At 44.4% G+C, this 15,690-nt stretch carries 11 protein-coding genes; 8 read left to right on the top strand and 3 right to left on the bottom strand.

The features are described 5' to 3' along the window. Nucleotides 1-52 precede the first annotated feature (52 nt). The gene (locus QMG11_RS09170; protein ID WP_281835380.1) at nt 53-2,797 is read left to right on the top strand and encodes a DUF748 domain-containing protein; all 2,745 of its coding nucleotides are present in this window, start codon (nt 53-55) and stop codon (nt 2,795-2,797) included. A gap of 212 nt (nt 2,798-3,009) precedes the next feature. On the opposite strand, the gene QMG11_RS09165 is transcribed toward QMG11_RS09170, so the two are convergent. After that, a complete protein-coding gene (locus tag QMG11_RS09165) occupies nt 3,010-3,732 on the bottom strand; it encodes an SDR family oxidoreductase (protein WP_281835378.1) in 723 nt (240 codons plus the stop codon). Nucleotides 3,733-4,098: 366 nt separating this feature from the next. On the opposite strand from QMG11_RS09165, the gene QMG11_RS09160 reads away from it, so the two are divergent. Both QMG11_RS09160 and QMG11_RS09155 read left to right on the top strand, forming a co-directional pair. Further along, nucleotides 4,099-5,466, top strand: coding sequence for an alkaline phosphatase (locus QMG11_RS09160; RefSeq protein WP_281835376.1), 1,368 nt, complete (start codon nt 4,099-4,101; stop codon nt 5,464-5,466). 8 nt (nt 5,467-5,474) lie between these two features. Next, nucleotides 5,475-6,599, top strand: a complete 1,125-nt coding sequence (locus QMG11_RS09155) for a YibE/F family protein (protein WP_281835374.1) — start codon at nt 5,475-5,477, stop codon at nt 6,597-6,599. Between the two features lie 200 nt (nt 6,600-6,799). Here the strand turns inward: QMG11_RS09155 and QMG11_RS09150 are convergent, their stop codons facing one another. Further along, nucleotides 6,800-7,936, bottom strand: a complete 1,137-nt coding sequence (locus QMG11_RS09150; protein WP_281835372.1) for an ROK family protein — start codon at nt 7,934-7,936, stop codon at nt 6,800-6,802. A gap of 294 nt (nt 7,937-8,230) precedes the next feature. Between QMG11_RS09150 and hutH the strand changes: the two genes are divergently transcribed. The 3 genes from hutH (at nt 8,231) to hutI (ending at nt 13,234) form a co-directional block, all read left to right on the top strand. Then, nucleotides 8,231-9,766: a histidine ammonia-lyase gene (gene hutH, locus QMG11_RS09145; RefSeq protein ID WP_281835371.1), complete on the top strand. Its 1,536-nt coding sequence runs from the start codon at nt 8,231-8,233 to the stop codon at nt 9,764-9,766. A gap of 76 nt (nt 9,767-9,842) precedes the next feature. Continuing rightward, nucleotides 9,843-11,864 carry a urocanate hydratase gene (hutU, locus tag QMG11_RS09140; protein ID WP_281835370.1) on the top strand — a complete coding sequence of 674 codons (2,022 nt, stop codon included), beginning with the start codon at nt 9,843-9,845 and terminating at the stop codon, nt 11,862-11,864. A 107-nt stretch (nt 11,865-11,971) separates the two neighbouring features. Further along, nucleotides 11,972-13,234 carry an imidazolonepropionase gene (gene hutI, locus QMG11_RS09135; protein WP_281835369.1) on the top strand — a complete coding sequence of 421 codons (1,263 nt, stop codon included), beginning with the start codon at nt 11,972-11,974 and terminating at the stop codon, nt 13,232-13,234. A gap of 188 nt (nt 13,235-13,422) precedes the next feature. Here the strand turns inward: hutI and glyA are convergent, their stop codons facing one another. Next, nucleotides 13,423-14,664 carry a serine hydroxymethyltransferase gene (glyA, locus tag QMG11_RS09130; protein WP_281835367.1) on the bottom strand — a complete coding sequence of 414 codons (1,242 nt, stop codon included), beginning with the start codon at nt 14,662-14,664 and terminating at the stop codon, nt 13,423-13,425. Nucleotides 14,665-15,102: 438 nt separating this feature from the next. Between glyA and QMG11_RS09125 the strand changes: the two genes are divergently transcribed. Then, nucleotides 15,103-15,318: a hypothetical protein gene (locus QMG11_RS09125; protein WP_281835365.1), complete on the top strand. Its 216-nt coding sequence runs from the start codon at nt 15,103-15,105 to the stop codon at nt 15,316-15,318. 53 nt (nt 15,319-15,371) lie between these two features. Further along, nucleotides 15,372-15,620: a hypothetical protein gene (locus QMG11_RS09120; protein WP_281835364.1), complete on the top strand. Its 249-nt coding sequence runs from the start codon at nt 15,372-15,374 to the stop codon at nt 15,618-15,620. Nucleotides 15,621-15,690 lie beyond the last annotated feature (70 nt).

Raw genomic sequence — 15,690 nt, 5'->3', positions numbered from 1 at the left:
CCTTAAGGGGACCTTTAAATTATGGTGAAGATATGAGTATTAGGAGGACAGAATGAAAAGAAGAACAAAGCTTGGATTATCGATCATTATTATTCTGGCTGTTGCTGCAGGGATGAGGAAACTCCCTGGATATATTCAAGAGGTTGCTGTAAGAACCCTTGAAGAGAGAACGGGAAGGAGGGTGTTTTCTGAAAAGGTTAGGTATAACTACCTTACCTCTACACTCTACCTGGAGAATTTTAAGATTATGGAGGCCAATGAGGAAGATACCTTTATCTCCTTTGACTCCTTTAATATAGATATAGATCCCATGAAACTTATCTTTAAAACCCTTTTTATCCAGGAGATAACCCTGGTTAATCCCAGCTTGAGGATAGAGCAGACTTCTGAAGGGATAAACTATGCAGAAATTATGGAGAACTGGAAGGAAAGCCAGGAAAAAAATCCCGGGGAGGAGGTAGCTGAGGAGGTTGACCCATTCCTCAAGAGGATAGAGCTGGAAAATATAACCATTGAAAGTTTTACCCTGTACTACCAGGATGAAGTGATCACTGCAGATAACAACTTTACCTTTAAGACTCCCAAGCTTACCTATGGTGACAACCTCTTTCAGCTATCCTCAAAACTGGATTTTCTGGACGGAAGCTACCTGGACATTGATTTCCACTACAACGACTCTACCACAGAGTTTGGAGGAGGCTTTAAGGGAGAGAAGATCGAGCTAGACGACAAACTGTTTCTGCCCAAGAAGATCCTAGAACTGTCAAAACTGTCTGGAGAGGTTAGCCTGGATCTGGAGGTCCAGGGAAAGATAGCGGGAAATAGCTGCTTGATCTCAGGAAAGAGTAGTATTACCAACTTGGATATTTTAAATAAGCAGGAGAAGAGACTCCTTTCCATGGATAGAGGGAGGATAACCTTTCCTCAACTGGATCTCTTCAACTCCAACTTTCACATAGAGGAACTCTCCCTGGATGGCTTCCTTCTCAACCAGGGGGAGTTATTGGAGCACCTTACATCCATTTCCACCCCTTCAAAGGAGGAGTCGGAAGGAGGTACTCTTCCACAGATAGCTATAGAGAGGTTATCCATAGGTGATAGTGTCATTGAGACCCCCCTGGCTTCCCTGGAGGAAATCGATCTTACCCTGGAAAATTTCGGTACCTATGAGGGGAGATCCAAGGTGGATCTTTCCCTCTCCCTTAACAGAAGGACCCCTGTAAAGATAGGGGGAACAATCTCTAAGGAGAGAGATCTAAAGGTGTTGGAGGACTTGGAGGAGTTAGGGTTCAAGGGAAGGGTCAGAGTAACTACCCTGGATCTGAGAGAGGTGAACACTATTTCCCAGGAGATCCCCTATGAACTTTCTGGGCTTATGAATATAGATTCCTACCTGACCTATTCAGGAGACAGTATCAGGAGTAGGAACACCATATTCCTAGAGGAGTTAAATGTCAGAGGGAAAACATCCCAGGAGGAGTACTCCATGGGAAGTGGCACTGGAATCCTAAACCTCTCCCTTAAAGAGATGAGAGATTACACAATAGACGGAGAGGTAATCTTAAACTCCCTGAAAGCATCCCTTGTAGAAGGAAGACCTCTCTTCCAGGGGGAGGAGATAAGGGTTTCAATGGATGAGGTTACCCAGGATAGGGTGGCTATATCCTCTGTGAGCCTTACAAACCCGAAGGTTACCCTATGGGAGAAGGAAGATTCCCAGAATCCCACAGATGAACCTTCAGTAGAGGAAGGGAAGACCTCAGGGATGGAGGAAAAGAAGGCAGGGGACACTAGTAAACTTCCACTACTTCTTCTGAAAAATCTTCAGGTCGATGGGGGAAGAGTGGATCTCATAGAGGAGGATTTCAAGTATACCCTTAAGGATATAGAGGTAGCTATGAAGGACTTCACCTCTGAAAGGGACAGGGAGTTCACCCTTCTTTTAGAGGGGGGGCTAACAGGCCTAGGAAGGTTTAAAAGCGAGTCCGCCATGTCCCTTGTAGAGGACTGGGACTTTACTGCCACTGGATTAAATGTAGATGGCAGATTTAACATCTCAAACCTGGATCTTGTGGACTTCAATCCCATCTTGAAAAAAAACCTTCCCAATGAGATTAAGTCTGGAAGGGTATTCTACCAGGGAGAGATAAAGATGGATGCCGGAAGCTTCAGGGGAGAGAATGTTATAAGGGTTAAAAATATCCACCCTGGAGAAAGTACCGGGAACAATCCGGCTCTTCCTCTAAAGTTAGGAATAAACCTGCTAAAGGACAGGAACAACAACCTTCTTCTGGATGTCCCCGTTTACGGAGACTTCAATGACCCACAATTCCGTATCTACAGAGTTGTTCTCCAGGCCATGAAGAACCTTATAGTAAGGGCAGCCGCCTCTCCCCTTACTATGATCACGAAAACTCTTGGACTTTCAGAGGAGAGGGTTAGCACCATCTCCTACGATTATCTTTCCAGCGAGCTCACAGAGGATGAGGCTAAAAAGCTGGATGAGATATCCAAGGTTTTAGAGTTGAAGGACGGTGTAGAGGTTAAATTAGTTCTTTTCACCGATCTGGAAAGGGAGATGGATATCCTCAATGAGAGGCTGAAGGAGGAGAAGATCTTCAAGACAAGTACCAAGAGAGAGGTGCTGGAAGGAGAGGTAAGGAAAGTTATTCAGGGAAGAAGGGAAAATCTTCTTCAATACTTTAGGTCGAAGTTTTTAGAGGAGAAGGTTTCCGTAGAGAGCTCCGAGGTTCTGAGGAGCAAACCCCAGTCTCAGGTGGAATTTATTTTTAACTAGATTTTTTAATATTTTACAGGAATATAATTTATCCAAGGTAAGTTGCGGCAGTAAGACGCTGACTAAACTTACTTCAAGGGTAATAAGGAAAACTCCAGGAAGATCTTCCTGGAGTTTTTTAGTATTAATAGAAGTATAGAATTATAGATTAATTCCATAGAAAAAGCCATTACATAAGACTTAGAAGGGGTGGAGCGTCACGCTCCTTTTTACTATGCATCCTGTCTTGTATCTGTGATTACTATCTCCCTTAGGGATACTCCCTGGGGCAGTTCGTAAGCATACTTTATTGTCTTGGCAACATCGGTTGCTGTAATAGAGGTTGCCTCCACTGCTTCCTTCCACTCGTTGTAGCCATCGATTATTCCCTGATCTGTTGTATGACCAAGGAGTTCAGTTGACACTGCCCCCGGACAGATAGACAGCACCCTTACATTGTATGCTGAAGCTTCCTGTCTTGCCACTTCTGTAAGACCGGTAACTCCATACTTTGTAGCACAGTAAGCTGCGTGTCCCGGGAATGGCTTAAGCCCTGCAATTGAAGAGAGGTTAATAATTGTGCCCAACCTTCTTTCCTTCATATCCCTTAATACAATCTGCATTCCGTTCATAACCCCCATAAGGTTGACATTTAACATATTCTGCCACTCCTTGGGATCCTGTGTAGCAAGGTCTCCCAGCTGCATTAACCCTGCATTGTTTACAAGGAGATCTGTCTTACCATACTTAGCTTCAGCTTCTCTTACAGCTGCTTTAAAGGTCTCCTGATCGGTCACGTCTACCCTTCTGCACATGGTATTGGGAAGGTTGAGAGCTTCCATCTTCTCTACTCTTCTTGCCAGGATAAGCATAGGATATCCATCCTCGGCAAACTCCTTGGCCAGCTCCATTCCAAATCCGCTGCTTGCTCCTGTGATTACTACTAGTTTTTTCATATCTATTCCTCCTGAAATTTCTTATTAATACAAGATAGTTGTCTAAGGGTGGTTTCCCCTATCGACGAGATCAGTATAGATGTTAAACTATAGTTTAATGCAAGGACTTTTTTAAAAAACTTTAAGAGGGAGCAGGATAGGTAGATGGACTTCAATAGTAGAGGGGACAATCCAGAGACAGAACTCCTTTAATTAGCTATAGATAAAGGTTTTGTTTGATAGATTCTGTGACAGGGTAAACTTTATGTAAAAAATTCAAAACAAATATCAGGTTCATTTTTTCATAACTACTACAGGATTTTAATAATACCTTTACAGGGATGGGTTAAACTACCTCCAGATTAAAGATTAAGGGAGGATTAAAGAATGAAGAAGAAGGCAGTTATTTTTATTCTGAATATCTTGGTGTCTGTGATGACTCTTGCAGCACCTAAGTATGTGTTTATGTTTATTGGAGATGGTCTGGGGGCGGCTCAGAGGCAGATAGCTGAGTACTATATGACCGATGTAGAGGGAGGAGAGGGAAAGTTACTCATGAATCGATTCCCTGTGGCAGGAATCAATACGACCCACTCACTGAATACCCTGGTTACAGATTCGGCAGCAGCGGGGACAGCTTTAGCTACAGGCCACAAGACAAACAACGGGATGATATCCATGCTACCAAGTGGAGAGAAGGTGGAAAGTATAGCTCAATATGCAGGGAGAAGCGGTATGAAGACGGGGCTTGTAACAGCAACAAGGCTTACCCATGCAACTCCAGCAGTATTTGCTTCCACCAATGTAAGCAGGGGAAATGAGAATGAGATAGCAGATGACTTTGTTAAAAGCGGAATAGATTTCTTCGCCGGGGGAGGATACAGAAACTTTATCCCTCAGGAGGCTAAAGGATCCAAGAGGAAGGATAGCAGAGATCTGGGAAGAGAGTTTAAGAGGGAAGGCTATAAGGTATTTATGGGAGAGAATTCGGTAGGTGACTTTATGGACTTAAAGGCCAGAGGGGACCAGAAGGTATTTGCGGCTCTAACTAGCTCACACATGCCCTATGAAGTGGACAGGGTAAACAGCAGGGACCATCTTCCATCCCTGGCTGATATGACAAGAAAGGGGATAGAGGTCCTAAGTCAGGGAGAGAAGGGATTCTTTATGATGGTGGAAGCAGGGAGGATAGACCACGCAGCCCACGCCAACGATGCAGCTTCGGTAATCCACGATACCCTGGCACTGGACAGGGCTGTAGGGGAGGCCTATGAGTTCTATAAAAGATACCCAGAGGAAACCCTTATAGTCGTAGTGGGAGACCACGAGACTGGAGGAATGGGTCTTGGATATGGGAAGAACTACTTCCTTAAGCTGGAAGCCCTGAAGGATGTGAGGGCTTCTGTGGATGATGTACTTCAGAGAAAGTATGATGGGAATAGGAAGGCATACTTTGAATTTATAGGAAGAGAGATGGGCCTTGGAGACTTAAGTGCAGAGGAGAGGGCTTCTATAGTTAAGGCAATGGATATAGAGGACAGTGGGGATTATAATAGTGCACTCTTTGGAGACTATACTCCCACCTCAGTTGCCACAGCTCATGTACTGGCAAAAAGATCCAACACGATGTTTACAACCTATGCCCACACTGGGACCCAGATACCTCTCTCAGCAGTGGGAAGGGGAGCAGAGAAGTTTTCAGGATTTATAGATAATACAGAAATAGCAGAGACCATGATAGAGATGGTCAGATAGGAGAGGATATGAGAAGTGGAAAGGTAGTTCTGCTTCTCTTTCTCATATCCCTTGGCTTTTTAGGAAGTAGCTTTCTAGAGGGGCTGAGGAGTGAGAGAGAGATGGTAGTTAGAGTAGTGGAGGTAGATAACTCTCGTCTTATAAACAGGGGGACATCCAGTGTGGGGACTCAGCAGGTGAGAGTAGAGGGAGGGAGTGGTAAAACCTTCTGGTGTGTGAACTTTGTCAATGGAGACAAGGAGATAGATGAGATATATGAAGTGGGAGAGAGGGTTGTAGTGGGAGTAAAGAGCAGTGATGGAGAGGTCTTAGAGGGGAGGGTTCTTTCTGCCTACAGGCTTCCCTACCTCAAGGTTCTCTTTCTGATCTTTTCAGGAGCCCTCCTCCTCTACTCTGGAGGAATGGGTATAAGGTCCCTGATCTCATTTTTTGCCAGCATCTATCTTCTGTGCAGGTATATGGTCCCCCATATTCTGAGAGGAGGATCCCCCTTTTATACGACTATATTGACCCTGGTCCTACTCACCTCGGTGATCATATTTTCTGTTGGAGGAGTGGGAAGAAGAGGAGTTGCGGCCTTTAGCGGCACAGTGGTGGGTCTTGGAATATCCATAGCCCTGACCAGTCTCTTCAGTAGTTACCTTAAACTGGATGGTTTCACAATGCCCATGTCACAGTCCCTCTTGGCCAGCGGGAACTTTTCCCTGAACTTCAGGGAAATCTTCTATTCCAGCATAATCCTCAGTGCCTCTGGAGCGGCTATGGATATAGCCATGGATATGGCGGCAAGCCTGGAGGAGATAAAGGAAGCAAATCCCAGCCTAACTCCCAGGGAGCTTCTGAGATCCTCCTTTAATATAGGGAATGCAGTGGTGGGAACTATGTCTACAACCCTTCTTCTGGCCTACACAGGAGGGAACATCACCATGATGATGTTTCTTCTGGACAGGGGTGTGTCTATCTATGCCATATTAAATGGAAAGTTTATGGCAGCGGAGATAATGAGGACCCTCATAGGGACAACCTCTCTTATAATAGTTGCTCCCACTACAGCGGTTCTCTCCATAGGGATATATGATTTTTCCGAGAGAAGAAGAGTGGGAAGAAAGTTGACTCCGCCAAGGGCAGTTTAATTATAGCAATGGATTATTTAGATCCCCTAAAGAAGTGAATAGGAGGTATCCAGTGGTTTATATCTTCTTAATGTTTTTATATGAAAAAAAGCAGGCTCTATGCCTGCTTTTTAATTGGATATCCTTCATCTTTAACATCATTAAAACTTAAGGTGCCAGGTAAGGTTATAAAGTAAGATTAAAGCTATGCCAGAACTCTATTAGAATAAGCTGTCGACGATGGGCATAATGGAAGCTCCCAGGGTGCCGCTGTTTTCCCTGAGATCTGAAAAGGTTATGGTCTCCTTTCCCCTGAAGAAGATATGGTCCCTGTAGATATAGTCCAGGAGCGGCTCTATAATTAAATCCCTGTATCTACAGATATTTCCAGTGATTATTATCCTCTCTGGGTTGTAGAGGAAGATGAGGTTTTTTATCCCCACAGCCAGATACCTCACATACTCATCCAGGATCTTTTGTCCTGCTTCACTTTCCAGGTACTCCCCCTTAAAGATATCGGAGTATCTCTTTATCTCCCGAAACTCCTCCCTGAAGCTCTTCAGAAGAGCCCTGTCGGAAACATAGGTTCCCCAGCACCCCCTGTGGCCACACTCGCACAACCTTCCATCTATATCGATGCACATGTGCTCCACCCTGGAAGCCCTAAAGGAGAAGTTACCGTAGTGGCTTTCCTCCCTGAAGTTTGCCATACTGATGGTTTCACTGAGGTCCAGTGTTATAAAGTCGGAAAAGGTTTCTCCACTTCCCAAAAACTTCTCTGCTATAGCACTTAAGTTTGATTCATTGTCCACCAGGATCTTAAGGTTCAATCTCTGGGAAAGAGCCTCTATCTCATCTTCCCCTACCTTGAAATTAGTGCCTATCTCTAGGGTCCTTCCAATCTTATCCACGACTCCAGGGATTGCTATACCTATGCCCAGGATCTTCTCCCTGATATCTGAAGGGATGGAGTCCAGAAAGATTTCCAGTTCCTCTTCCAGCCTGGGAATGAGGTTTTTTTCATGGAAGGACTCCCTCACCGAGAGCTCCTTGGTAACCACTCCCCTCTCATTCACAAGGAGAAACTTAAATTTTCTGGAATCAATTCTTACTCCCACCGAGTAGCAAAAATTCTTATTGAGACAGTATGCCTGAGCCTTTCTGCCATTCCCGCTGCTTATTTTTAAACTCTCTTTAATAACTCCCCTATCCATGAGTTTATAGAGGACATTTTTTACAGTTGGGAAGCTCATATCCAGTTCGCTACAGATCTCAGCTATGCATAGATCCCTGTCCTCCTTATAGACAAAGTGAAAGATCTTCTTTTCATTGTTTTCCCTTATTGTTTTTTGGTACATAACTACCTCCAGCCACTTATTAAAACAGTATTAATAAGTTTTATCAATATATTTTATACTATTTTCCTACTTGTGAGTCAATAGTGGACATTTTCATCTGGTTGCGAAAGTCAATAGAAATGATCCTTGGAGGCTTATTATAACTATAGTTAATAATGGTATATATATAATATATTTTTATCTGAGGTCTTTTCATTGTAATAAATAATTGGGAATGGATTTAAGGGAATAAATATTTTTTTACCTAGTTTTTAAAATCATTTTAATAACTTTCAGATAAGAGGGGGAAGAAGTGTGAATAAGTACATCGTAGGGGAAAAAAGGCTGACAATATCAGATGTTGTTGATGTGGCAAGGAATGGATATCAGGTAGAGATCTGTGATGAAGCATGGATGAGGGTTCAGAAGGCCAGAGACCTGGTGGAAAAGTATGTGGACGAGGAGAGGGTATCCTATGGTATTACCACTGGATTCGGAAAGTTTTCAGATGTAGTGGTATCTCAGTCTGAAACTGCAGACCTTCAGAGAAACTTAATTATAAGCCACTCATGCGGGGTTGGGGAGCCCCTTCCAGAGGAGGTAGTGAGAGGGATAATGTTCCTTCGTGTGGCAAACCTATGTGTTGGAAACTCTGGAATAAGAAGGATAACCCTGGAGAAGCTAGTGGAACTGCTAAATAGAGGAGTTCATCCAGTAGTGCCAGAAAAGGGATCTCTGGGAGCATCGGGAGACCTGGCACCTCTATCTCATATAGTACTTACAATTCTTGGGCTGGGAGAAGCTTTCTATGAGGGAGAGAGGATGACAAGTGAGGAGGCTCTTGCAAAAGCAGGAATAGAGCCTCTGCCAAATCTGTCATCCAAGGAGGGACTGGCTCTTATCAACGGTACCCAGGTAATGACAGCTGTGGGAGCGCTGGCTGTATATGACAGTGAAAAGCTGGCTAAGGCAGCAGATATAGCATGTGCACTGACATCTGAGGCACTGAACGGAATCACATGTGCCTATGACCATAAGGTACATGAGGTAAGGGGGCATGCTGGTCAGATAGATACAGCTAAAAACCTCTTGAGAATACTTGAGGGCAGTCAGATGACTACAGAGCAGGGAGACCTGAGAGTACAGGACCCATATGTTCTAAGGTGTGCACCTCAAATCCATGGAGCCAGCAAGGACGCCATTAACTTCATAAAAGAAAGAGTTGAGATAGAGATAAATGCTGTAACAGATAATCCTCTAATCTTCCCAGATGAGGATCAGGTAATCTCCGGTGGAAACTTCCACGGACAGCCTATGGCTCTTCCAATGGATTTCCTTGGGATAGCTCTTTCAGAGATTGCAAATGTGTCTGAGAGAAGACTTGAAAGACTTGTAAACCCTAACCTGAACTTTGGACTTCCAGCATTCCTTGTGGAAAATGGAGGAGTAAACTCGGGGTATATGATAGTTCAGTACAGTGCAGCTTCCCTTGTATCGGAAAACAAGGTACTGGCTCACCCTGCAAGTGTGGACTCTATACCTTCATCTGCTAACCAGGAGGATCACGTATCCATGGGTACCATAGCAGCCAGAAAGGCCAGAGAGATCCTTGGAAATGTAAGAAAGGTAGTAGCTATGGAGATCATGGCAGCCTGCCAGGGGATAGACCTCAGAGGAGATAGGGGACTTGGAAAGGGAAGTGCAGAGGCTTATAAGGCTGTAAGAAAGCACGTGGAAAAGCTGGATAAGGACAGGGTTATGTACGTAGATATAAATGAAACGGAGAAAGTAATTATAAGTGAGGAGCTTATAGACGCTGTGGAAAAAGCAATAGGTGAGCTTAATATATAGATCAACAGACTATTAGAATAGAGAGGGGTACCTCCAATAAAATCAAAGAATAAGAGAGAAAAGGAGAGAGAAGAAGATGAACCAGAATATCGCAAATGCCATGACGATCAAGCTGACAGCTGAGGATATACCTAGCAAGACTCCCAAGTTTATAGAGGGACTTAGAAGAGCTCCAAAGAGGGAGTTAACTCTTACTCCAGATGAGATAGAGCTGGCACTAAAAAATGCCCTAAGATATATTCCAGAGGAGTACCACGCCGAGCTGGCACCTGAATTTTTAGATGAGCTTATGGAGATGGGAAGAATATATGGTTACAGATTCAGACCAGAGGGGAATATAACTGGAAAACCGATAGATGAGTATGAGGGAGCATGTACAGAGGGGAAGGCTATCCAGGTGATGATAGACAACAACCTGGACTTTGATATAGCTCTCTACCCATATGAGCTTGTTACCTATGGGGAAACAGGTCAGGTATGTCAGAACTGGATGCAGTACAAACTGATCAAGAAGTACTTAGAGGTGATTACTCAGGATCAGACCCTGGCTGTATCCTCTGGACACCCAGTGGGAATCTTCAAGTCAAACCCAACAGCTCCAAGGGCAATAATAACTAATGCCATGATGGTGGGACTCTTTGATGATCCAGATAACTGGGCTAGAGCAGCGGCGCTGGGAGTAGCTAACTACGGTCAGATGACAGCTGGTGGATGGATGTATATTGGACCTCAGGGAATAGTTCACGGAACATACTCAACTATTCTAAATGCCGGAAGACTTTTCTGCGGAGTTCCTCAGGACGGGGACCTTGCTGGAAAGTTATTTGTAACCTCTGGTCTTGGAGGAATGAGTGGAGCTCAAGGTAAGGCTTGTGTAATAGCAAAGGGAGCTTCCATCATAGCTGAGGTGGACTACTCAAGAATAGAGACAAGAAAAAGCCAGGGATGGGTAACTCATGTGGCTAAGACATCTGAGGAGGCCTTTGAGATGGTTAAAAAAGCTATTGCAGATGGAGAGCCTTGTGCTGTGGCATACCATGGAAATATAGTGGATCTTCTGGAGTATGCAGTGGAGAAAAATGAGAGGATAGACCTTCTTTCCGATCAGACCTCTTGTCACGCTGTATATGAGGGAGGATACTGCCCGCAGGGGTTAACCTTTGAGGAGAGAACGGAACTTCTTGGAAGGGACAAGGCAAAGTTCAAGGAGCTTGTGGACAGGACTCTAGTTAGACACTATGAGCTTATCAAAGCCCTTACTGAGAAGGGGACTTACTTCTTTGACTATGGAAATGCCTTCCTGAAGTCTGTGTATGATGCAGGGGTAATGGAGATCTCTAAAAACGGAAGAAATGACAAGGACGGATTTATCTACCCATCATATGTTGAGGATATCCTTGGACCAGAGTTATTTGACTGGGGATATGGACCATTCAGATGGGTATGCCTCAGCGGAAAGAAGGAGGATCTTCTAAAGACAGATAAGGCAGCCCTTGAGCTTGTGGATCCAAACAGAAGATATCAGGACAGAGACAACTATGTATGGATCAGAGATGCAGATGAAAACGGACTGGTAGTGGGAACTCAGGCGAGAATCTTCTACCAGGATGCCATGAGCAGAACCAACATAGCTCTTAAGTTCAATGAGATGGTTAGAACAGGGGAGATAGGTCCTGTAATGCTTGGAAGAGACCACCACGATGTATCTGGAACGGATTCACCATTCAGAGAGACATCCAATATCAAGGATGGAAGTAATGTAATGGCAGATATGGCTACCCAGTGTTTTGCAGGAAATGCAGCCAGAGGAATGTCTATGATAGCTCTTCACAATGGTGGAGGAGTAGGAATAGGTAAGTCCATAAATGGTGGATTTGGAATGGTTCTGGACGGAAGCGAGAGAGTGGATGCTATCCTGAGAGAGGCTATGCCTTGGGATGTAATGGGAGGAGTGGCTAGACGTGCTTGGGCTAGAAATAAGAACTCCATCGAAACATCTATAGAGTACAACAACAATAACAGAGGGGATGACCACATTACCCTTCCATATATAGCAGATGAAGATCTCATCAAGAACCTTGTAAAGAAAAGAGTATAGGAAGAGTGGACCCTGCCCCTGGTGAGGGTCCTCTTCAGGTACCTGGCAGGAAGCTTTTACTTTGAGGATATCCATGAATAAATAAAGCGCAACTATTGGAGGAAGATATGAAGGCAGATTTTATATTGAAGAATATAGGACAGCTGGTGACTATGGCTGGAGACAACAATCCCCGTACAGGAAGGTGTATGGGAGAGGTAGAGATACTAGAGGGAGCTTATATAGCTGTGAGGGATGGAAGGATACTGGAAACAGGTCTTGGAGAGCCCGGAAGGGAGCTAATAGGTGATGAGACCCTAATAGAGGACGCAGGGGGAAGAGCTGTAACTCCGGGACTTATAGACCCACATACCCATCTGGTACACGGAGGAAGCAGGGAGAATGAGTTTTCACTGAAGCTTGAAGGGGTTCCCTATATAGATATACTGAAGCAGGGGGGAGGAATCCTCAGTACAGTTAAGTCCACTAAGGAAGCAACCCACGAGGAGCTCTATAGGAAGGCAAGGAAGAGTCTGGATACCATGCTAGGTTATGGTATGACAACTATAGAGGCAAAGAGCGGATACGGACTGGACTTAGAGACCGAGTTAAAGCAGCTGGAGGTGGCTAAGAATCTGGATGAGAATCACCCAGTGGATATTGCATCTACCTTCCTTGGAGCCCATGCAGTGCCTGGGGAATACAAGGAGAACTCCGATGTATTTGTGGATAAGGTGATAGATATGCTTCCCATAGTTAAGGAGAGGAAGCTTGCGGAGTTTTGTGATGTATTCTGTGAGGAGGGAGTATTCTCTGTGGAGCAGACGAGAAAAATCCTTCTGGCAGCTAGAAACCTTGGATTCAAACTTAAGATCCACGCAGATGAGATAGTATCTCTGGGAGGAGCAGAGCTGGCAGCAGAGGTAGGAGCTATCTCGGGAGACCACCTAATGGCAGCAAGTGACAGGGGAATAGAGATGATGGCCAGGGAGGGAGTAGTAGCAGATATCCTTCCAGGAACTTCATTCAACCTTGGTAAGAACTACGCTCCAGTGAGAAAGATGATAGACAGCGGAGTACCAGTAGCCCTATCAACGGACTACAACCCGGGATCCTGCCCTACAGAAAATATCCAGTTTATAATGCAGTTGGGATCTTTGGGAATGAAGATGACGCCCAAGGAGGTATTTACAGCAGTGACAATAAATGCAGCTCACTCCATAGGAAGAGCCTATGAGGTGGGAAGTATTGAGGCTGGAAAGAAGGCAGATTTTGTGGTCTTTGATGCGCCAAATATAGACTATGTTATCTACCACTTTGGGATCAACCACACAAGGGATGTATATAAGGACGGAAGGCTGGTATACTCTCAGGGGAGAGTATGCTACTAATATAAAGAGAGGACTTCTTACGGGAAGTCCTCTCAATTTTTTATTGTTAAGGCAAGCATACAATCTATAAAATATTATGTGGAGTAATTAATCCTCCTACTGATTATTTGGATGCAACGTCACGTTGCTTTTTACAAAATATAGTTAATAGGGAGCTCAGGGATGCAGCTAGAGTGAGCTCCTATTATCTAATCCCTGTAGAGGGGAAACCTCTTACACAGATCTCTTACTCCGTCTTTTACCTCCTGAATACCTTCTGGAGCCCCATGGTTTTCAAGAGCCTTGAGAATGAGAGCTGCCACCTCTGTCATCTCTCCCTCCTTCATCCCCCTGGTTGTAAGGGCTGGAGTTCCTATACGGATACCGCTGGTAATAAAGGGACTCTTGGTATCGTAGGGGATACCATTTTTATTTACTGTAATATCAGCAGCCTCCAGGATAGCTTCAGCTTCCTTTCCAGTAAGGCCTTTCTGGGTAAGATCTACAAGGAGCATGTGGTTATCTGTACCTCCACTGACGATTCTGAGACCTCCCCTTTGAAGCTCTTCAGCCAGGGCATGGGCATTTTTTACTACCTGTTTCTGATAGTGTTTAAATTCAGGCTGGAGGGCCTCATTGAAAGCTGCAGCCTTAGCAGCGATGATGTGCATGAGTGGTCCTCCCTGAATTCCAGGAAAGATAACCTTGTTGACCTTTTTAATAATATCCTCGTGGTTGGTGAGGATCATTCCCCCTCTGGGTCCCCTGAGGGTTTTGTGGGTAGTGGTAGTAACTACATGAGCATGGGGAATGGGAGATGGGTGCTCTCCTACAGCTACAAGGCCTGCAATGTGGGCCATATCCACCATTAGGTAGGCACCAACCAGATCTGCAATCTCCCTGAATCTCTTAAAGTCAATTGTACGAGAGTAGGCGCTTGCCCCTGCAACGATTATCTTTGGTTTTACCTGGAGAGCCATCTCCTCCACCCTCCCATAATCTATTACCTCTGTGTCCTCCTCCACTCCATAGGAGTATACCAGGTAGTCCTGTCCAGAGAAGTTGACATTTTTACCATGGGTTAGGTGTCCCCCGTGGTCTAGCTTCATTCCCAGGATAGTATCTCTTGGCTCGATGAGCCCCCTGTATACAGCCATATTTGCCTGGGAACCAGAGTGGGGCTGAACATTGATATACTTCGCTCCAAAGAGGAGGGAAGCCCTTTCTATAGCCAGTTCCTCTGCTACATCAACAAATCCGCACCCGCCGTAATATCTCTTCTTGGGATAGCCCTCTGCATACTTATTGGTCATAACACTTCCAGCTGCTTCCATCACAGCCTTAGATACAAAGTTTTCAGAGGCTATGAGCTCCAATCCATACTCTTGACGCTCCTTCTCCATGTGGATAGCTTCCCAAAGTTTTCTATCCCTTACCTTTAAATCATTCATAGTTGTTTCCCCCTTTTTATAAATAAAAAAAAGCCATAGATGTACTTCATCTACGGCTTTAAATTCACGGAAATTAAAGTGGTAAAGATATGGTTCTACATCAAAAATTCTAAGGGCACATATGGATTTGTTTTATGGCAACTAGAATTTTGTGAGGATGTAGATCTTCTATTCATAACTCTTCTCTCCTTTAAATTTGATATTGCTAGAGGATACTACTAGATTTGCCAGATGTCAAGAAAAAAACTTAAAAAGTTATGAAATATCAGTTATTTAGTTGGGTGGTATTTAGAGGTTAATAATAGACAGGTGATGGAGGATAAGGGGGAATTGACACCTGGGAGGGGGGCTGGTATATTACAAGGGAGCCTATTAGTTTGAAGAATTAGATTATAGGTCATCTATGGAGTTCTAGGTGGCAGAGTGAGGAGAAGAAGGATGAAGAGAAGTCAGAGGGAGATACAGGAATCCCAGTTGAAGACATTGGAAAGAGCAATCAGGGACCTGAGGGGGACCCTTGAAATACTTGAAAGTTCCAATATAGATATGGACAGGGAAAGTTTAAAAAAGGAATTGGAGGTCCTTGTTAGAAAAAGAAAGGAGATAGAGGTTAAGTTAAATGGGGGATCTGGGGATGAAAAGGAGTTAGGGTAAACTTCCCTGGGTGGATTAGACGTACTTAAGATGATTGAGATAGGTGGTAGAGTATGGGATGGTGCAGGGAGTATGTGGGAGTGATCGATGAAGTTTATGGACAGATAGATTCACTGGCAAACACCAGGGGGCATATAGCCAGGATACCGACTATTTTATACAAGGTCCTGCTGAAGGTGACTAGCCCCGAGATAGAGTGTCTTGAGGTAGATGAAGTTGTGGAGATGGATCAGGATGAGCTGATCAAGATGATAAGGGAAGCTCACGGGATAGTGCACAGGGAGGAAAAGGTCAAGAGTTGATTTTTATGAAAGGTAGTTTTATCTGCGAGAGAGCCCCTTTAGAGGCTCTTTTTCATTGTTAAGGAAAGTA

Origin of the sequence: Propionigenium maris DSM 9537, from assembly GCF_027925155.1 — a bacterium.
Classification (GTDB): Bacteria; Fusobacteriota; Fusobacteriia; order Fusobacteriales; family Fusobacteriaceae; genus Propionigenium; species Propionigenium maris.
Note: the sequence above shows the minus strand (reverse complement) of the source record. Positions and strands in the feature narration are given on the sequence as shown.